A 21,557-nucleotide genomic window follows, 5' to 3' on the forward strand; every position below is an offset into this window, starting at 1 on the left:
AGGGGTTGAGTTGAAAACCATCAAAAAAATTACCATCGTTTCCATCTTATTGGTAGGATTTTTCATCGCGCGTGCACTGCTTGTCAAAGATGAAGTACAACCATTAGAACAATACGACGGGTTTACAACCAATCAATGGACTGAGAACAAATACAGTACCTATCGTCAAACATACGACCTTAGCAGTCCATCCCCTACCATTGAAATTACCCCCGCTGAATTTGATTTAACTGGCGCGAATCTCTTAAACAGCGCCAATGCCAGAGGGTATGGTTCACCTGTGATTGAATTGAACCGCATGAATACCATCCGTATTGAAATCACCGTAAACTCAGCCGCACTCTATCAAATCTATGTCGATTATATGTATATCGGTACAGAGTTATTCAGCCCTAAATTTGGACTGACAATCGATGGAGAATACCCATTTTATGAAGCACGTCAATTGACATTGCCGATTGTTTGGCAACCCGATGTGGAGATGAGTCATAACGGTTTCCAAGCCGAATATCTATTCCAAAAAGACCGATACAATAATGACGTTCAACCGCGTTCTGAAAACGCTGAAATATGGCTTCATGATGGGTTTTACGACGCGTCATTTTACACTGCATCACCACTCGAATTCTATTTAAGCTCAGGGACTCACATTATTGTGATTGAGTCAAGAAATGATGGCGTTCTATTGGGTAATATGACCCTATTAAACAAATCAACCTTAAGTACCTATGATGAGTATATTGAAGCCTATTCAAACGTAGAAAAATACCAGGCACTGATTCAATTAGAAGCTGAATTTTTAAAGGAAAAGTCTGATCCCTCCATCAAACTGTTCGCGGACAAAAAGAAAGCTTCTACACCAACCGCTTTAAAGACATCCCACTTGAACGCCATCGATGCGTACACGTGGGATGAAGCGGGCAGAAGTGTCTCCTGGGACGTCACTGTACCAAAAGCAGGGTTGTATCAAATCAGTTTTAAATACATTCAATACCGTTTGGTCAATATATCCAGTTTTAGAACCATCAAGATCAATGGAGAAATCCCTTTTGAAGAGATGACTGCGTTTGGATTCCCTTATGCACAAGATTGGAAAAATGTGACGTTAGGCAATGAACAACCCTATTGGTTTTACTTCAATGAAGGCGTCAATAACTTATCATTGACAGCCACCATTGAACCCTATAAACCCATCTTAGAAACGATTGAGACGGTCATGAAAGAAATCACTCAACTGTCGATTGAAATACAACAGCTCACCGGTGGGAACACCGATGCCTATCGCGATTGGGATTTGGTTTCATTCATTCCTGATATATCATCAGATTTAAACCTTTGGGCCGATGAATTGGAATCTGCCTATCGTTATGGCCATTCAATCAATCATCGAAGCAAAGCATCTGCAGAATTACTCAACTTAAAGTTGGCTTATCGTCAACTCAGAACATTGGCACAAAAGCCGAATCAAATTCCCAATCAAATGACTTTGTTGTCTGAAGGGTCGAAATCGGTCGCACAGTACTTAGGCGACATCTTACTGAGATTATCTGAACAACCTTTGGGGTTGGAAAAGATATACCTATCTGGAGATCAACGTCTCCCAAGACCTAGAGCCAATTTTTTCGAGAATACCATCCACGCAACACAACTGTTCTTTTTATCGTTTAATCAAGATTATGTCGTGTCATCTGACCCAGAAAAAACCATTGATGTGTGGGTCAATCGCCCACGTGCCAACATCGACTTGATGCAAAAAATGATCGACGAACTCTATACCAGAGAATCTGGCATACACGTGAATTTATCCTTGATGCCAAACCCAACCAAACTCATACTATCCAACGCAGCGAACATCGAACCCGATGTCGCGATGGGGGTATCGAGTGAAACGCCTTATAATTTCGCCATTCGTAACGCTGCCCAAGATCTGCGCATCTTTGAAGGGTATGAAGCATTGGTCAGTCATTTTGCGAAAGGGTCGATGATACCTTATGTCTATGAAGATGGGGTGTATGGTTTACCAGAAACCCAAGATTTCTACGTCACGTATTATCGAACCGATATATTCTCCATCATCGAAAGTGATATTCCAGATACGTGGCAAGAAGTGACGGCGTTGATGCCACAGCTTAGACGCATGGGCATGAACTATTATGTCCCACTATCTTCTTCTAATGCCTATAAATCGATGCAGATTACCGCGCCATTCTATTATCAGAATCAAGCGAATCTGTACCAAGCAAATGGCATTTACACCGACATCGATAGCACAGCTGGTATAGAAGCGATGCGCTTAATGACTGAACTGTTTACGATTCATGATTTACCAATCGCCACAGCCAATTTTTATAATAACTTTAGATATGGTTTATTGCCGATTGGCATATCGAATTCATCCACATACTTACAACTCATGATTGCGGCCCCTGAAATCAAAGGTAACTGGAACATCGCGCTGTATCCAGGCGTGGTAGACCCTGTGACCAATGAGGTTTTACGCTATTCTAGCGCACCCACCTCAGCGACCATGATCTTCAAGAGTTCTGATAAAAAAGAGATGGCATTTGACTTTTTAAGTTGGTGGCACTCGACTGAAATTCAAACCCAATTCTCCAACGACATTCAAAAAATGTTTGGTAAAGAATACATGTGGTTTTCATCCAATCTAGACGCACTGGCATCCTTGCCGATTGACATCAATCATAAATCAGTGATTCTTGAACAACTCAATTGGGCCGTATCGGCACCCAATGTGCCGGGGGGTTACTATCTCGAAAGAGAGATTAGTAATGCTTGGAACAAGATTGTCATTAGTGATCAAAACTTACGCAGTACCGTCGATGAAGCGATTAAAAATGCCAATCGTGAACTTGAAAGGAAGATGGCCGAATTCGGTTATGTTCAAAATGGGGTTATCGTTAAAACGTATCCAATCCCAACCCTATCCACCATTGACGCATGGTTAAAGGAACGTGATTCCGATGGATAAACCAAGATACAGTCTAGGCTATAAAATAGCGCATTCGGATAAACTTTCAGCGTTGGTCTTTGTCGGTCCGTATTATGTCTTATTTTCCATATTCATTATCATCGCCGTATTGGCTGCCGTTTTATTATCGTTCACATATTTTAATACGATTGAATTCCCAACCATGTCTGGGTTAAAAAATTATGTCGACATCGTGACTACCGACAATACCTTCATGCAGGTTATCTTGCCAAACACCATTAAGTTTGCACTCATTGTCGGCCCTGGTGGTTATCTATTATCCTTTATTCTCGCTTGGAGCTTAGCCCAACTACCACACAAATTAAGAACTGTCTTGGCCATCATATTTTATTCACCTTCGATGACCATGGGGGTAGCGATGGTCGTGGTCTGGAGTGCCGTATTTTCAGGGGATCAAGCCGGGTATTTGAACCACTTTATGCTTCAAATGAATTTAATCGCAGAACCTGTCCAGTGGTTACAATCACCTCAGCACTTGATGAACATCATGATCATCGTGTCGCTTTGGGGATCCATGGGGGTTGGTTTCCTAGCCATGTTATCCGGGATTTTAAACGTGGATAAAGAAATATTTGAAGCCGCCTATATGGATGGCATCAGCAACAAATTCCAAGAAATATTTTTCATCACCATTCCACTCATGAAGCCACAAATGCTGTTTGGGGCTGTCATGATGATTGTGTCGACTTTTCAAGCTGGCGCGATTGGGGTTCAATTATCGGGTTCAAACCCAACCCCACAAAATGCCGGTCAGTTGATATTGAATCACATCGAAGATTTTGGCTTTATACGCTTCGAAATGGGTTATGCAGCAGCACTGTCTGTGATTCTGCTCATCCTTGTAGCGCTCATCTCAAAGGTTGCGAAAACATATTTGACCGAAAAGGAGTAACTTTGTATGGCTTCATTTAATCAAACAAAAATTAATCCACAAAGCTTCCACTACAGTCAAATTAAATTTTTGATTTATTTGGTGCCGCTCGCCATCGTGATGATGTTGCCAATCATTTACATCGTCTCTACGGCATTCAAACCCATGGATGAGTTGTTTGCTTATCCGCCACGATTTTTCGTCATCAACCCAACACTGAATAATTTTGTCAATTTATTCAGACAAACATCCCAATCGGGTATTCCGTTTTCAAGATACATTTTTAATAGCATTGTAGTGTCATCGGTTGGGGTAACGCTCACCATTCTCATCACATCGATGGCGGCGTATGGGTTATCTAAATTGAAGTTTAAAATCAAGAAACCATTATTCGTAATCAATCAATATGCCTTAATGTTCGTATCGGTTGCAGTAACAATCCCGCGTTTCCTCATCATTGTCAATATCGGGTTATACGATACGTTTTGGGCACATATATTACCACTATTAGCGATGCCTGTTGGATTGTTCTTAGTCAAACAATTTGTTGACCAAGTCCCCGATGCGCTTTTAGAAGCTGCTAAAATCGATGGGGCGACTGAATACCAAATCTTTTGGCATGTGGTCATCCCCATCATCAAACCAGCCCTAGCGACTGTGGCGATTTTAGCATTCCAAACCTTTTGGAATAACGAAGTCACCTCACAGCTGTATATTACCAACGATTCCAATAAAACCATTTCGTTCTTTTTAAGCACCATCACCAGTGGTTCTGGTGTCGCCGGCGCAGGCATGAGCGCTGCCGCCTCCTTAATCATGTTCTTGCCAAACATCATATTCTTCATTTTGATTCAAAATAAAGTGATGGATACGATGGCACACTCAGGTATCAAGTAATGAAAAAAATCTGGTTATTGTTACTGATACTCGCTCATACCGCGTTATTACTCACCCCATTAAAAGCCAATGAATCGGCCAATGGGGTACCTTATCAAACGTTTGCTGAGGATTACAAACGTCGAATGATTCCAACACAAGATGCCTACATTCCGTATAATACCTATACTTCATTTTTAGGGTATACATTAAACGGTCCAGAAGACATCTTGTTGAAAGGCGATTATATGTATATTGCCGACACCGGCAATAAACGCATTTTAAAAGTAGAAAAAAACTTAACCTCGGTTGAAGAAATCGGTTTAGGCATTCTAAAACGACCAACAGGGGTTTATGTAGATGATAATTTATCGGTTTATGTGGCAGATTTTGAAGCCTCACTGGTCTATGTGTTTGATGCATTAGGGACACTCATTCAAACCATAGAAAAACCAACGGCACCGATGTTTGGACAAAACACCCCTTACCGTCCGTATAAAATTGATGGCGATGTGGGTGGCAATCTTTACATTGTGTCTGAAGGGTCTTATCAAGGCATCATTCAATTGGATCATGTCGGGAATTTTTTAGGCTTCTTTGGCGCGAACCCGGTCAAGGTCGATTTAAGGGCAGTCATCTTTAAAATGATTTTAAGCGATGATGTGGTCAATAATTTCATCAAAATTACCCCACAAACGATGTCAAACATCGCCATCGACCCTCAAAATCGTGTATACACCGTTACCCGAGGTACCAACGGGAACTCAATCAAGCGATTGAACATTTCAGGGATCAATCGTTTGCCAAGAAACCTGAATGATTCGGCATTCTCGAATGCGATTGCGATTGGTCCGATTGGTAACATTTATACCGTATCTGACGATGGGTTTATTCGAGAATACGACCAAGAAGGCAATTTGTTGTTTATGTTTGGTGGGAAGGATTCAAGAACCTATCAACGGGGCTTGTTTAATACCCCGGTTGGCATTGTTGTCGATGACCAATACAACTTATATGTATTAGACCGCGCTAAAAATGAACTTCAAGTATTCATGCCAACCGCTTTTTCCAACATCGTTCACGAAGCCGTTGATTTGTATCAAAAAGGCTTTTACTTAGATAGCAAAGCCCCTTGGGAAGAAGTGCTATCGGTGAATGCGATGTTTGACTTAGCCTACAAAGGCATCGGACACGCCTATTACAAAGCTGAAATGTATGAAGAAGCACTCGATGCTTATGCACTGGCTGGTTATAAACAAGGCTACAGTGACGCTTACTGGGAAATCAGAAATGCGTGGCTGATGGATCATCTCTCATGGATTTTCATCGGCGCGATGGTAGCCTACAGTGTGTTCATGGTTTATAAGTTTACATTCGCAGAACAGGTAGCCACCAAATGGGCGGTTTATCAACGAAAAATATATAAAGTGAAGTTGTTTTATGATTTGGCTTTCTTAAAACACATGTTAAAAAAACCCCTCGATGGGTTTCAAGAAATCAAACGATATGATCGTATTGGCATCCTCAGCGCTACTGTGCTTTATGGGGTGTTGTTTCTAGAACGTTTGTTCGCCATCTTTTATGAAGGTGGTGCCTTCAATACCCATGAGTTGGCAACCTTCTCATTGGCCAATGAGTTCATTGCTTTTATGGGACCGATCGTTTTATTCATTATTGCCAATTACTTGGTTTGTGCGGTTTCCAATGGTGAAGGCCGTTTCAAAGATGTCTATAAAGCCACCATCTTTGCTTTAGCACCACTCATGCTGTTTTGGCCTATCGTCGTGATTATTTCCAGATACCTCACACTGAATGAAGCCTTCATATACGAAGCATCAATGTCGATATTGATTTTATGGTCCAGCATTTTGATGTTCTTTATGATCAAAGATATCCACAATTATGGCGTATTAGAGACCATCAAAATCATCCTTATTACAGCCTTTACCATCGTCATGATGGTGGTGGGCTTTACGTTATTAACTGGGTTGGCCAATCAATTATGGAACTTCATCATAGAAATAACAAGAGAGGTGATTTTACGTGGTTAAATTCGCTAAAGCAAGTATTCTAGTGATGATCCTCATCATCTCTTTATCCAGTATTATTTATGGGGTTGAACTCCAAAAAAGAGAAGCACTGTATCAACAAACACGTCCGAGCACCTTTTTTGGAAACACTTTATTCGAATCGAATCGATATGCCCAAAAAGAAACCATCGTACAGCACACGTTTGATTCAACCATCGACGCTGCTTTTGATTTGATTTCAACCGATGGACTATTAGAACTCTACTATGAAGCAGAGAACCATCGCTTTATGGTTAGAAACAAAGATACCGGTTATTTGTGGTACTCCTATGCCCCTAAGGTTGAAACCGAAAACCTCAATTCAACCATGAGAGGGTTACTCAGCGCACCATTTTACATCGAGTATTTCCCTTATAATGTTCAAACCGAGAGTTTATCTACAACCACTCGAAGAGAAGTGCTCTCGAATGTATCCATCGTTACTACCCCCATCACGAAAGGCATCAAACTATCGGTGAATTATACCCGATTGAACATTCGTTTCGATTTGGAGGTGTATCTGACGGCGGGGACTTTGGTAACAAACATACCCAATACGTCCATCATTGAAGGTCAAAATTTATTATATAGCATCCATATATTTCCAAATTTTGGTTCTACTTTAAACGACGAAACCCCAGGTTACATGCTGATTCCAGACGGCCCTGGTGCACTGTATCGTTTTAAAGACAATACAGGTAAACAAGCCGTATCGTATTTATCAAGGTATTATGGGGCGGATTATGGGATCAAAATCGATACCAATACCAACCCACTCAATCAAATGACCCTCCCCATCTTTGGGATGACACATGGGATTCATCAACATGCCTTTTTGGGCATTGTTGAATCAGGGGATGCTCATGCCAATTTCGTGATGTCTCCATCCGGCGCGAACGGACTCAACTATAACCTTACCGGAGCGCAATTCATATTGAGAGAAACCTTCGTGTTTCCGACCAACCTAAAAGGGGACGGGATTCCAACCATCATTGAAGGTCGCTTTTCCAGTGATTTAACCTTACGCTATCTATTTGTTGAACCAGACAGTAGCGATTATGTGGGGTTAGCCAAGGCTTATCAAAATTATCTGGTCGATCGTGGTGTGCTTAGTCAACAATCGAGCGACCATACGCAAATTCGTCTTGAAGTGCTACAAAGTGATTCCGAACGGGGTTTGTTTGGTATGAATACCATACCCATGACGACATTCAATCAAACACAAAACATCATAAAGTCCTTGCAATCAGCGGGTGTCGATATGATGGTCATATTGAAAGGCTGGAATGCGGCAGGGTTATCCGGTCAAATGCCTTACAATATGGACTTTGAAAATCGACTAGGGTCTAACCAATCCTATCATTCTTTAGTGAATTATTTACAAGACAATCACATCGATAGCTATTTATATAGCGATTATACAAAAACCTATGATTATTCCAGTCGTGTCAATGAGCGCGACGATTACGCAAGAGGCGTTTACCGCCGAATCATGAGTCAAGATATCCGTTCGATTGTCTACAATAAAGAATATTACCTTTACCCAACGACAACGAAGAAACTCATGACTAAAGACCAGGCATTTTACCAATCGAGTGGCAGTCAACTCGCACTCGATGGCACCAACACCCTCTTTTCCTATTACAAATCTAACCGCTACTATGATCGTAGCACGTCGGTGGGTTTGTATCAGGAAGCCTTATCGAGTTATGGGAAAGTCGGGTTGTATCAACCCAATGCGTATTTATTTCAATCACTAGGGGCTTATTTTGATGTCCCAATGTACCATGCTCAATATACATTCTACGATGACACCATTCCGTTTTTACAGATTGTGTTGCGTGGGTATGTTGATTTGTATGCACCTTTACAAAACTTCTTCGCGATGGGGATTGAACAAACCCTAATGCTGATTGATTATGGCATTTACCCATCCTATTTGGTGACACATGAGGCCACCCATAAACTGAAGTTTACACAGGCCAATCGGTATTATTCAACCCAATTTAGTACTTGGGAAAATGACATTGTTTCCACCTTTAACACCGTGAGTCAAGCACTCGATTTGGTGGCGGGTAAGACTGTGGTTGCGAAAGAAGTACTCGAGGTTGGCATTACGAAAACCACGTATGACAATGGCATCTATTTCATTGTTAATTATACCGATGATGATTTTGTATATCAAAGCCAAGTCATCCAAGCGAAAAGCTATGTCGTAGGTGGTGTATGATGAGAAAGTTAACACTCAATAGACGCCACAGAGAGTGGCTGTTCGGATATGTATTTATCGGCATTTGGGTTTTAGGCTTCTTTGTATTTACCCTCTACCCGATTGTCCAATCCATGGTCTTTTCAACCAAAGATGTCCGCATATCGTCATCGGGGTTAGAAATCATCAAAGATTTAGGATTTACAAACTTTCAAAACGCATTCACTTATATCTACTTTATTGAAGCCCTCTGGAAATACATATCAAATACCTTGATTACCATTCCAGCCATTGTTGTATTTTCGATTGTCATTGGGCTATTGCTCAATCAAAAAATCAAATTGAGAGGGATTTTCCGTACAATCTATTTCTTACCAGTCATCATTTCATCGGGACCGGTACTGACAAAAATATCCGGGGAAGGCGCGATGACCATTCCAAGTTTGGATACCAATGGTTTTATCGGGCTATTACAAAATAATTTACCCGTACTACTAGCCGATGGCATCGCAGCCCTATTTTCCAAAATTGTCCTCATCATGTGGTTTACTGGGGTACCAGTCATCATTGTGATTGCAGGCTTACAAAAAATCGATAAAGCCATTTATGAAGCCGCTTCGATTGATGGGGCATCGATATGGGAATCTTTTTGGAAAATCACCTTACCTTCCATCAAACCCCTCATCAACATTATCATTGTCTTTTCAATTGTTAATATCAGTGTGTTTTCAAGCAACGAGATCATGCTGATCATTGATCAGCGAAAACTCACACAGTATGGTTTAGCCAACGCATTTTCTTGGATATATTTCACCGTGACCATGGTATTACTGATGGGCTTCCTGGGCATTTTGAATTTAAATCTAAGTATTTTCAGGAAAAAACGTGTTTCAAGGCAGGTGAGAACATGACCCATCAACGGATCGATTTTTCTAAAAGCATTCAACGACTGTCAAGCATCCTAAAGAATAAACGATTGATGACATCGATACTTGCGAAATCCACGATTTATACCTTGCTCACCATCATTGGATTCATATTCTTGTACCCAATCTTATACATGGTATCGACGTCATTCAAGGATATTAACGATTTATTGGATGCGTCAGTCATTTGGATACCCAACAAATTATCACTTGAGAATTATCAAACAGCCCTGGTTGTTTTGGGGCTACCCACCGCATTCATGGAATTGTTTGAAATGAATGCGCTGTATCAAACCATCCTCGTTGTCGGGGTACCGAGCATTACAGCCACCATCGCTACTGGATTGATTGGCTATGGGTTTGCGAGATTCAATTTCCCATTGAAAAAAGTGTGGCTGGTTTGTGTCATTGTGGGTTTCATTATTCCTCAACAGGTCATATTGTTACCACAGTTTGTCTATTTTAATAACCAACTGAAAATTTTAGGTACGCTTTGGAGTTATATCCTCCCAGCAGCCACCGGCCAAGGTTTAAATGCGGCCGTATTCATCCTCATATTTTATAGTTTCTTCTCGATGATTCCCAAATCATTGGATGAATCCGCTTATATGGATGGTGCCAATGAGCTCAGTGTCTTTTGGCACATTGGGGTAAAACTATCCAAACAACCCATCATCATCGTATTTCTATTCAATTTTGTTTGGTATTGGAACGATTATTATCGGGCATCGTATTTCTTAACAGGGTCTAAATGGACCACGTTACCTTTAAAATTATCTAGGTTCGAAAACACATTTGCAACCTTGATTGATCAACAACAAATTCAAACCACCAACCTAAATGAGCCACTCATTTTGGCTGGGACACTCTTGACCGTATTACCATTGTTAGTGATTTATTTTGTGTTTCAAAAGTTCTTCGTTGAAAGCATCGATAGAACAGGTATTTCTGGGGAGTAAAGGTTAACAGCCTTTAAATATAGTAAAAGGAGAAAAGCATGAAAAAGACAGTATTGGTTTTATTTCTAATGGTATTTGCAATATCATTAGCAGCTTGTCAACCACCGAACACCGTGATTGCAGACGCAACCATTTCAGGTGTTTCGGATGTCACAATGGCACTTGGCGACGAATTTAATCGTCTGCAAGGGGTTAGTGCAGCTGATCACGATGGCAGTGATCTGACAAGTCTTATCACAGTTGAAGGTGTTGTAAACGTGAATCGCGCTGGCACCTACAATATCACATATAAAGTTACAGGTGAAAGTGGGATAGAAGTGTCTGCTTCTCGAATCATTACCGTTGTGGGTAATGCTTCAATCAGCGGACCTGAACTATTACCAACATCCATCATGGTGGGGACACCATTCGATCCGCTCGAAGGCGTTTCGGCCAGTGATGTGGATGGCACAGACTTAACAGCCGCTTTAGTGGTCTCTTCAAGCATCATCACCGATGGGGAAGCAGATACCACAGTTGAAGGCGTATACGACATCACCTATAGCGTTACCGGGCAATCTGGTAAAACGATTACCGTAGTGATTCAGTTAATCGTTTATGGATTAACGGATGCGGTGATCACATTCACAGGAACAGCCAAAGATGAACCGACAGTGTTCTATTTATCGGCTGGTTTTGAATTGGATTTATCGATCGTTGCGACAGCGAAAGACTACGATAATGAAACCTTAACCATCGATGAAATCGTTATTCCTGAAGCTTTAACCGGTATGGTGACGAACAACGTCTTCAAACCGACTGAAGCGGGTACATACCAAATTACCTTTAAAGCAACAGGTAAAAATGAAGCCCAAAGTGAAGCCATTCTAACCATCATCGTCCGTAAACAAGGGATTGAAATCGATGGCGAATTTATTCCTGTATTATTAACCAACATCAACAACGATGGCAAACCTTGGAATTCAACCCTCATCTATACTGAACTCAAAGGTAAAGGCGAATATGGTGTGATTGCTATCGTCGATGATCACGGTCGTATCATTTTAGTTCGCGATGCCTATGGCACACAGTATGATCTCAATAATCCAATTAAACAAGGCACACCAGACCAAATTAGAGGTATACCGAATAACGATGGTTGGGTCGCTGCGGATAATTTCCAAGGACTTTTGGGTCCACAAGGGACACCAGGGGGTATTCCAACCGGTGGTTTTGCAATATTCTTCTCAAGAGATAACCTTACAGGCACCACACACCCAATTCGATTGTTAGGCTTGTTACATGCCAGAGAATATGGGGCATTGGTCAAGGTCATCAACTTAGACATTCCCAATTTTAATCCACCAACCAATGATGCGCAAATTTTAGGCGCAGATGATATCACCATTTATAGCAACGAAACCTTTGACCCGCTCGCTGGTGTTACCGGTAAAGATGCGAATGATGCTGCATTAACTGTGACGGTTGCATTCAACAACGTCGATTTATCCAAACCAGCCAAAGGCATACTTAGCCAAACAGCAGAAGGGTTTGCTGACGGCTATTATGCAGTTGTTTATGAAGTGACTGGTGCAAACGGTTATACCGTTCGCGTGACCCGTCGTGTCACCGTATTACCAGCGATGGTTGATGCAGTGATTGAAGGTATTGGGCCGGTCAGTTTAGCAGTTGGACAAACCTTTGATCCAATGGCTGGCGTTACCGCAACAGATTATGATGGTACCGATTTAACCGCACAAATCACATTGACTGGCACTGTGGATACCGCAGTGGCTGGCGAATATGAATTGACTTATACAGTCACCGGTGGTAACAACACTGAAGTGGTGATCACAAGAACCATTACAGTGGCTGCCGATGCCCGTTTTGAAGTGGACAATGCACGTGTTGCATTTGTGTACAAAGGCGAAGCATTTGATCCTTGGCAACACATTCAAGCCATCGATCACGATAATACCAATTTAACCAATCTGATTGTACTTACCAGCGAAATCTATCACGATAATGTGATCGATACCTCTGTGGTCGGTATCTATACATTGGTTTATACAGTTGTTGGTGAAAGTGGCAACACAGTCACATTAGAATTGACCTTTGAAGTAAAAGAAGTACCAAACGCAACCCTAACATTGACGTCAGGGGCAGCTAGAAACTTATTCGTATCACAAACATTTGACTTGAATGCCAACGCAACGGCAGTCGATTATAACGGACAACCGATTACGGCGATTGAAATGCAATACGATTCATCGTATGACGCAGTTATCTCGAATGGTATCTTTGCACCAACCACTGATGGCGCATACACCTTTGTTTATCAAACCACAGGTGTCAACGGCGTGTTGGTTGAAAAAACCGTTGTGCTTACCGTCGCATCCGCAGGTTTCACCATCGATGGTGTAGCTATCCCAATTACCCAAGCTGATGTCAATCGTCCGGCCATTGATGGTAAACCAAGTAACTCTATAACCATCTATACTGAATTGTTTGGTATGGGTGAATTTGGTGTACTTGTGATTGTCGATGCACACGGTCGTGTGGTATTGACTAGAGATGCATTTGGTGAACAAGTTGACGTGAATAACCCACTCAAACAAGGTAATCCTGCATTCCCAACCAATCTATCCGGATTGCCAAACTTTAAAACTTATGATCTTTATACAGGTGGTTTATGGACAACCTGGACTAAGGGTGGTGCTGATACATTTGAAGGTTTATTAGGTCCTCAAGGTACACCAGGCGGCATCCCTACAGGCGGATTCGCGATTTACTTCCAAAATGGTACAACCTCTCGTCCACTGGGCTTAAACAATGCTAGAAAATTTGGAGCAGTCGTTGAATTATACAACTTAGTTGTTCCTAATTTTGATGCATCACTCAATGATACCGATGCGAGAATCGTTGGTGCGAACGACATTGAAATCATGGTTGGAGACACCTTTGATCCACTTTCTGGTGTTACTGGTTTTGATAATGATAACACCCCATTAACCGTTACAGTGGTATTCAACAGCGTCAACACAGCCAATGGCGTCATTACCCCACAACCAAGCCGAGTTATCAATACACAAATTGGTCGCGACAACTATGCGCAAGGTTGGTATTCTGTGGTTTATAGTGTGACAGGTTCCAATGGATATACGGTTCAAGTAACCAGAAGAGTTGTTGTAAGATAGTGAGAAAACATATGATAAAAAAGTTAGGACTATGGATTTTAATATTCAGTTTTTCCATCCTTTTGGTAGCGTGTAATAACACACCAACAGAGGAAGATGATGACTTGCCAAAAGACACCATCATGATTGATTATGCGAGCTTTGAAAATCAAGAAGTAGAAGCCCTATTGATTGCCGAATTCGAAAAATTAAACCCAAACATTAAAGTCCGCTTGAGATCAGACGTCTTAGAGATGAGCGGTGTTGCTGATAATTTTACAGCATCACTCGTCTCGTTAGCCGCGATCGGCGATACACCGGATGTTTTTCAAGTCATCAAAATTGATCCACTCATCCAAAATCTACTCATGTATGATTTCGCAGACCTATGGAATGCAGACCCCGACACAGCACGCGTACTCCCTGGCGCGGCGAGCGCTGGTGTGTATGGCGATGTTCGTTTGGGCATGAGCAATGGACAAGTCATGCAAGGTATTTTCGTGAATAAAGACTTACTAGATGATAATAACTTTGATCTGGAAGACTATGGATTTGATTTCGCTAATGGCGAGATTTGGAACTATGAACAAATGATTCAATTGGCTAGAGATTTCACCGCGAGAGCGAGAACCCGTTATAACAACAATTACTATTGGGGTATTGACGGTGACTGGAACAACCTTAACTTTTCTTGGACATTGCCAGCCATGGACAACATGGCTTGGGGGTTAAACTCATTCGATGGTACACGATTCCACTTTACAGATCAAATTTACATTGATCACTACCAAAGAGAGATTTCATTATTCCAAGAAGGCATCAAAGTCGACATCAAGAAAAATCCAAGTGGTGCACAATTGGAATTTGGTTCAACTTCACCTGATTTGTTCTTCTCAGAGGGTAGGGTATTGTTATACTCCAGTTATTCTTGGAATTTCGACATGATCAATCAAGTCAACCAAAATTTGATGTTTCTACCATTCCCGAAAGGCGTCACTGAAGGTGCTGAACAACGTCTACCATCAGCGATTGGTATTTTAGGGATTGCATCTGATACCAAATACCCACAAGAAGCCTATGAGCTTGCGAAGTTCATGTCATGGGGAGAAGAAGGTAATCTTGCAAGAATTAAAATTCATCAAGAATTAAATGAACACATCGGAAAATTCCCTGTGTCTGATTTTGATTCCGTCTGGAATGAAATCGAAATGATGTACATCGATTCCAGTAGTACATTTTATGTGGAAGGTTTTGACATGATTATGTATCCATTGTTGGAAAATCGTGAAGCTGTGATGGACTATGGAAAATGGTTAGCTGGGTTTAGTGAATTTAAAAACTGGTATACCTATGTTCAAACCGAATCCCGAAGAACCGATGTGGCGAATGGGTTAATTCAGTTTGCGGATGTAGCGGCTGTTTGGCAAAACAAAGCCAATGAAATGGTGACTACAAAAGTTGAACTCTATAAGAATTATCCAAATATACAAGAATAGCTTCCTCCCTATTTGTTTCTTAAAAGGTGACATATAGGTGAATAAAACGAGATGGAAATCAAGCCATCTCGTTTTTGTATTTCTTTTCAGGAATTATTCAAACCGAAATGTCTAATTATATATAAGAGTATCTAATGAATAAACAATCTTTTAAGGATGTAAGATTAACAAGCGTAAAATCCTTTTAAGGTAAAAACAATTTTAAACATAACATGAGTTATGTCATCTAGTTTAATAACACTGAAGATTTAGACATGCCAGAATTAAATACAAAATCATATGGTGATGTTTTCTTTCTTGACAGCTAATATGACTTAAAAAATCATCGATAATTACAATCCAAACGTATTGGAGAAATTACTATTTAGTTATTGCAAATGTTACAAATACACTAGCCCAAAGGCCGCGCATAGTTTTATTTAAATTTGATGTATAAATCATGAGAAGCCAGGATGCTTTAGGTATAATATCATTGAATTGATGCATCAGGAGGGGACCTATGAATTTATCCATGGCACCAGAACTATTAATCAGTATCCTCAATACCAAACTTCGTAATGATTACGCAACACTCTATGATTTATGTGAAGATTTAGATGTGCACTTGAATGATCTTGAAGCCATCCTCCTTAAACACCACTATCACTACGATGAACAACAAAACCAAATCAAAAAAGGGTTGAAATAACGACTCCTTCTATATTCAAGTGTAAATCTTACATATCCTATAGAAGCATAAGCCAGCACCAAACTCATCCACAACGGATGAGTTTTTTCATTTAAATGTTATTTTATAAAAAAAACGTAAAACACAGTTTTAAATGGATAAATGGCACGAAAACTTGGAAAATAAATCTTTAAAACGTGGATATTTAATGATTAAAAACCAGATTTGATAAAAAAGGTCAAAATACCAACTATAAAATGAGATAAATGCTGTTTTCTTATCAAAAATATAAATCATCCAATCTAGTGATAATACGTTATAATTGAAGTAAACAAATCGATTGGAGTTTTTGTATGAACTTAAACCATTTTCCATTTCAAGGGACATTTAGAACCTATCAACAACGGGTATTAGACCAAGCATCCAACTATTTAGATGATGGTAAAATCCATATTGTTGCAGCACCGGGGTCAGGTAAAACCATTTTAGGATTAGAACTGATCACCAGACTCAATCAACCCACGTTGATTCTTTCACCATCGATTACCATCAAACATCAGTGGATGGAACGTTTTGTTAAGAACTTCTTAAACGATTCATCGCTAGAATCTGCTTATGTATCCGCGAATGTGTTTGATTTAAAACCCATCACATCGATTACATATCAGGCATTACACGCAGCGATGCATCGGATGGTCCTTGAAGAAAGCGATGAAGTTGAATCTGAAACCGAACAAATCGACTTTTCGCAGTTTGACTTAATCAAACAGTGCCAAGCCTATGGCATCCAAACGATTTGTTTGGATGAAGCACACCACTTAAGAAGTGAGTGGCACAAATCCCTCACCCAGTTCATCAAAGCCTTAGGAAGCGATATTAAAATCATCGCCTTGACGGCGACACCACCCTATGATTCTAGTCCAAATGAATGGGATAAATACATCGAACTCTGTGGAGACATCGATGAAGAAATCTTCATCCCTGAACTCGTTCATCAAAATACCCTCGCTCCACATCAAGACTATATTTATTTCAACTATCCGAGCGAAACTGAAACAGAACTGATCTTAGACTATAGAAGACAGGCGATGGTTGTCTATCAAGCATTAAAACAAGACCCTCAATATATCGAAGCGCTCAAAGAAATCTATCAAACCTATTCAAGTGATATAGAACGCATCTTAGAAAACCCAGATACATTTATCTCATTCTTATTGTTATTAGAAGATATTTCATTTCAAGTGCCCATCAAATTGATCAAAGACATCACCAATCAAAAACACTTACCTAAAATGACCGTCGAACGATTGGAACAAGGGTTATCATTTGTTTTAACACACCAAGATACTATGCCAAGTGTTCAATATATTAAACAATACTTTTCGAAACATAATCTGATTGAAAGAAATCAATTGAGTTTATATTATAATGCGAAAATCATTAAGACCATTATTGGATCATCAGCGAAGTTAAACTCGATTCAAACGATTGTTAAAGAAGAATACCAATCGTTAGGCAACGCCTTACGCATGGTCATTCTCACTGACTTCATCAAGAAGGATCAACTCAATTTAATCCATACAGATGAACCCTTATCAACGATTGGTACTACCACCTTATTTGAAGCGGTAAGAAGGGTTCTACCAAAGCACCCTAAAATCGCTTTATTATCAGGTAGTCTGGTCATCTTACCAATGTCTATTTTATCGGTGATTGCCAATCATCTTGATTGGGATTCCTCGACATATTCAACATCACCGATTTCAACGGAATTTATGACAGTAACATTCACAGGGTCTAATAAACACAAAGTCAAACTCATCACTGCTTTGTTTGAATTAGGTGAAATTGAAATCATCATCGGTACGGCTTCCTTACTCGGTGAAGGCTGGGATTCACCCGCCGTCAATAGCCTCATTCTCGCTTCTTATGTAGGCTCGTTCATGCTATCCAATCAAATGAGGGGTAGAGCCATCCGTATTGACCCAAAACAACCCAATAAAGTATCGAATATTTGGCATTTGGTCTCGATTGAACCCAGTGCCAAAGAAAGCGACATCGAACAAGAATATCTTGCATCTTATGATATTGGTATACACAAAGACATCATCCATTCAGCTGACTATGAAACACTCAAAAAACGGTTTGATTGTTTCATGGGTCCAGCCTATCATAACGCAACCATTGAAAGTGGTATAGAACGTATCGACATCATCAAACCCCCATTTCACCCTAAGAAGTTTGACCACATCAATCAAGAGATGATTCAGTTATCTAAAGACCGTGCATCGGTGAGAACTGCGTGGCAAAGTACGATTGAGCAATACGATGATTATGGCATTTTCGAACGGGTTGAAGTTGAAAAAACAACCCTACCACGCAGTGCATCCTTTTACCATTATGCAAGAGAAGTCTTGTTAGGTATATTATTCATATTCGCGAATGTCTTGTTTAGAGTGAATGTTCAAGCACCCGACTTAAGGGCTGCAATCATCATCTCGATCTATCTAATCGTGTTATCTGGATTATCTTATAGTACTATTATTCTACTAAAATACATCTCTCCGATGAACTACATCAAGTGGATTGGGGTTGCGATTCTAAATACCTTTAAAGACCATCAAATGATTGAGTCCCGTTTATCCAAAGTACGGGTACAATACGATGATTTTAAAATCAATACTCTCATTGAGTTATCCAACGCGAATGTGCATGATCAACATGTATTCACGAACGCGATGAAAGAAGTCTTATCACCAATGGATAACCCAAGGTACATCATCGTTCAAAAAGGATTATTTGGATTAAACCACCGGGTGAGCTTTAACGCACCAGCGTCGATATCGAATACGGAGGTTGCGAGAATTTTGGAAAATCATTTATCGAAAGTCTTAGATAAGTATGTACTGATATACACCAGAAGTGTGGAAGGTAGAAAGCATCTGCTAAAGGCGAAAGCGAAGTCATTCATTAATAAGAATGATCGAAAGATTCGAAAAGCTCGAGCCCTCAATCGATATTAAAAAATCCCGTGAAGGCTGACTTCACGGGATTATTGTTATTTGACTTTGTCCATAAAGGTTTTGAGTTCAATGGTTTTTGGTTCATCCAATATCGAAGGCAGTCCATGTTCATGAATCTGACCATCGTGCATAAAGATGACATAATCTGCGAATTCGCGTACAAAACTCAAGACATGGGTAACAAACACGAAGGATTTACCCAAAGACTTCAGGTTCTTAATGGCCTCTAAGACTTCATAGGTTAAAATCGGGTCTAAAGACGCTGTAGGCTCATCTAAGAAGATGATATTTGGGTCAATCGACAACGCTCTCGCAATCGATGCGCGCTGGGCTTGACCACCCGATACGTTCTTTGGGAGTTTATCCATTTGGGTTTCTAAGTGGAGTAAGGTTAAATACCCTCTCGCAATCTTTTCCGCCTCCTCGGGTGATTTACCTCTGGTTTTTTCGAGAATCAACGTGATGTTTCTTTTCAGTGTTAAATGTGGGAATAGGTTGTGGTTTTGAAAGACAAATCCCACATGTCGTTTATAGTCTTCACTATCGACAGATAAATCGTCAATACGGATTCGACCTGTGGTGGGCTTTTCCAAACCAGACATCAGTCGTATGAGGGTAGATTTTCCTGAACCAGATACCCCGATGATGGCGACTGAATGGTACCCATCGAGTTGAAAATCGATGTCATGTAAGATATCGATATCATACGCATGGGTGATGTGTTCGAGTGCTATTTTCATAGTGTGAACCGCCTTTCCACATATTTGGTCAACTGTGATAGCGGGATGGTTAATAATAGGTACAACCCCCACATCAACAAATACCCCTCTACGAACGCGAACGTTCGAGATTGAGCCACATTAATGACATAATAAAGCTCTGCGAAGCTGAGTAAGTTGAGCAGTGCGCTCCCTTTGATGATCATCGAGAAGTTGTTCATCAATGTCGGCATTAATAGTCTAGTCACTTGTGGGATGATGATATAACGATACCGTTGATAGGGTGTGAATAAAAATAGATCCATCGCTAAAAATTGTTCTTTCGATATGGATGCGAAAGCGGACTTATAGACATTCTTCATGTAGGGTGACATGTATACCACCAACGCGATGATCCCAAACAAATCTCTTCGATAAGAGTTGAATGCTGGACCAATTAAGAACGCCATAATGATGATCAATACCAATAAAGGTGTTCCATAGATGATTTCAGTGAATACATCCACCAAAGCATTGAAATACTTAATCTTAGACACCTGTAAGATGTACAAAACAAACCCTAAAATCATTGAACCAATCAAGGCGATGATCGATACCCAGATGGTATTGAATATCCCTTCAATAATCAAAGATCGATAAGGCACAAACGCGTCAAAAGCAAACTGACTGGTTTGACGGAATATAACAAATAAGACAAAGGCGAGAATGGTTAAGATGGCGAATCCATAAGCAATGAAGGATTTAAACTTATTCATTGATGTAGAATTCAAGGCCGTAACGTCCTAGCTTTTCTAACAATATTGCATCCCATTTTTCGCTCAATATCGCATATAAACCACCTTCATCATTGAAGGTTTCGATGAAACGGTTCGCATCTGCTAACAATTCAGTATTACCTTTTTTAACGGCCATACCAATCGGTGAGGATACAAATGCATCCCAAACGACTATGGTGGTCGATTGGTTGGCTTTATAACCATCCAAGACAGGGTTCGCACTCATCAATAAGATGTCAGCAGTGCCTTGTGCAACTGACGCAACAGCAGTACTCAAATCGGTGGCTTCAATGACGTCTTTACCATAAGAAGCAGGGATGGTCGCGGATACTTGAGAAGCAATACCAATGTATTTCGCCCCTGTAACTGCAAGCAATTGTTCCACGGTGGAATCTTCCGTTAAACCATTGGTGGTTGCGAAAGATTTATTCAATAGAGATATGATTTTAAAGTAGAAGTAAGGGTTCGTGAAATCGACCGATTGTTTACGTTCTTCAGTGATGCTCATCGAAGCGATGATGATGTCGATATCACCCGCATTAAGTGCAGGGATTAAAGAAGCGAAGTTGGTGTTGACGATTTCAACGTCACGACCAATGAAATCACCAAATGCTTTCGCAACATCGACGCTGATCCCCTCAGGGTCATTCATTGTTGTTACAGTTTCAAAGGGTGGATATCTTAAGTCCATGCCGACGCGTAGTGGTCGATCGGATGATAAACCGCAGGCACTCAAAATAAATAATGAAGTTAATAAAAATACGAACAAGCTCAATTTTTTCATGTGAATATAGTCCTCTC

14 protein-coding genes are annotated in these 21,557 nt (G+C 40.5%); 11 read left to right on the forward strand and 3 right to left on the reverse strand.

Annotation, left to right across the window (positions count from 1 at the left end):
- The first annotated feature begins 10 nt into the window (after window positions 1-10).
- From N7548_RS01600 to N7548_RS01650, 11 genes are all read left to right on the forward strand, one after another.
- Window positions 11-2,989: an extracellular solute-binding protein gene (locus N7548_RS01600; RefSeq protein WP_263607646.1), complete on the forward strand. Its 2,979-nt coding sequence runs from the start codon at window positions 11-13 to the stop codon at window positions 2,987-2,989.
- A complete protein-coding gene (locus N7548_RS01605) occupies window positions 2,982-3,902 on the forward strand; it encodes a carbohydrate ABC transporter permease (RefSeq protein ID WP_263607647.1) in 921 nt (306 codons plus the stop codon). The genes N7548_RS01600 and N7548_RS01605 overlap by 8 nt, the downstream gene beginning before the upstream one ends.
- 6 nt (window positions 3,903-3,908) lie before the next feature.
- Complete coding sequence (locus N7548_RS01610; protein WP_263607648.1) at window positions 3,909-4,778, forward strand: carbohydrate ABC transporter permease; 870 nt, start codon at window positions 3,909-3,911, stop codon at window positions 4,776-4,778.
- Window positions 4,778-6,808 (forward strand): YIP1 family protein, encoded by a 2,031-nt coding sequence (locus tag N7548_RS01615; RefSeq protein ID WP_263607649.1) that lies wholly within the window; start codon window positions 4,778-4,780, stop codon window positions 6,806-6,808. The genes N7548_RS01610 and N7548_RS01615 overlap by 1 nt, the downstream gene beginning before the upstream one ends.
- Entirely contained in the window at window positions 6,801-9,056 is a 2,256-nt protein-coding gene (locus N7548_RS01620; RefSeq protein WP_263607650.1) for a DUF5696 domain-containing protein, read from the forward strand. Before N7548_RS01615 ends, N7548_RS01620 begins: the two co-directional genes overlap by 8 nt.
- Window positions 9,056-9,946, forward strand: a complete 891-nt coding sequence (locus N7548_RS01625) for a carbohydrate ABC transporter permease (RefSeq protein WP_263607651.1) — start codon at window positions 9,056-9,058, stop codon at window positions 9,944-9,946. The genes N7548_RS01620 and N7548_RS01625 overlap by 1 nt, the downstream gene beginning before the upstream one ends.
- Window positions 9,943-10,920: a carbohydrate ABC transporter permease gene (locus N7548_RS01630; protein ID WP_263607652.1), complete on the forward strand. Its 978-nt coding sequence runs from the start codon at window positions 9,943-9,945 to the stop codon at window positions 10,918-10,920. The genes N7548_RS01625 and N7548_RS01630 overlap by 4 nt, the downstream gene beginning before the upstream one ends.
- Window positions 10,921-10,958: 38 nt before the next feature.
- Window positions 10,959-14,096, forward strand: coding sequence for an immunoglobulin-like domain-containing protein (locus N7548_RS01635; RefSeq protein ID WP_263607653.1), 3,138 nt, complete (start codon window positions 10,959-10,961; stop codon window positions 14,094-14,096).
- 11 nt (window positions 14,097-14,107) lie between these two features.
- Window positions 14,108-15,571, forward strand: coding sequence for an ABC transporter substrate-binding protein (locus N7548_RS01640; protein WP_263607654.1), 1,464 nt, complete (start codon window positions 14,108-14,110; stop codon window positions 15,569-15,571).
- Between the two features lie 499 nt (window positions 15,572-16,070).
- Window positions 16,071-16,259 carry a DUF4250 domain-containing protein gene (locus tag N7548_RS01645; RefSeq protein ID WP_263607655.1) on the forward strand — a complete coding sequence of 63 codons (189 nt, stop codon included), beginning with the start codon at window positions 16,071-16,073 and terminating at the stop codon, window positions 16,257-16,259.
- 332 nt (window positions 16,260-16,591) lie between these two features.
- Entirely contained in the window at window positions 16,592-19,261 is a 2,670-nt protein-coding gene (locus N7548_RS01650) for a DEAD/DEAH box helicase family protein (protein WP_263607656.1), read from the forward strand.
- A 35-nt stretch (window positions 19,262-19,296) separates the two neighbouring features.
- Here N7548_RS01650 and N7548_RS01655 read toward each other — a convergent pair whose 3' ends face one another.
- Genes N7548_RS01655 through N7548_RS01665 form a run of 3 tightly spaced genes read right to left on the reverse strand, consistent with a single transcriptional unit; the run spans window position 19,297 to window position 21,540 of the window.
- Window positions 19,297-20,001 (reverse strand): amino acid ABC transporter ATP-binding protein, encoded by a 705-nt coding sequence (locus tag N7548_RS01655; protein WP_263607657.1) that lies wholly within the window; start codon window positions 19,999-20,001, stop codon window positions 19,297-19,299.
- Entirely contained in the window at window positions 19,998-20,750 is a 753-nt protein-coding gene (locus tag N7548_RS01660; RefSeq protein WP_263607658.1) for an ABC transporter permease subunit, read from the reverse strand. The genes N7548_RS01655 and N7548_RS01660 overlap by 4 nt, the downstream gene beginning before the upstream one ends.
- The gene (locus N7548_RS01665; protein ID WP_303645779.1) at window positions 20,728-21,540 is read right to left on the reverse strand and encodes a transporter substrate-binding domain-containing protein; all 813 of its coding nucleotides are present in this window, start codon (window positions 21,538-21,540) and stop codon (window positions 20,728-20,730) included. Before N7548_RS01665 ends, N7548_RS01660 begins: the two co-directional genes overlap by 23 nt.
- Window positions 21,541-21,557: the final 17 nt, after the last annotated feature.

It is taken from the genome of Paracholeplasma manati (assembly GCF_025742995.1).
GTDB classification, from domain to species: domain Bacteria; phylum Bacillota_I; class Bacilli_A; order Acholeplasmatales; family UBA5453; genus Paracholeplasma; species Paracholeplasma manati.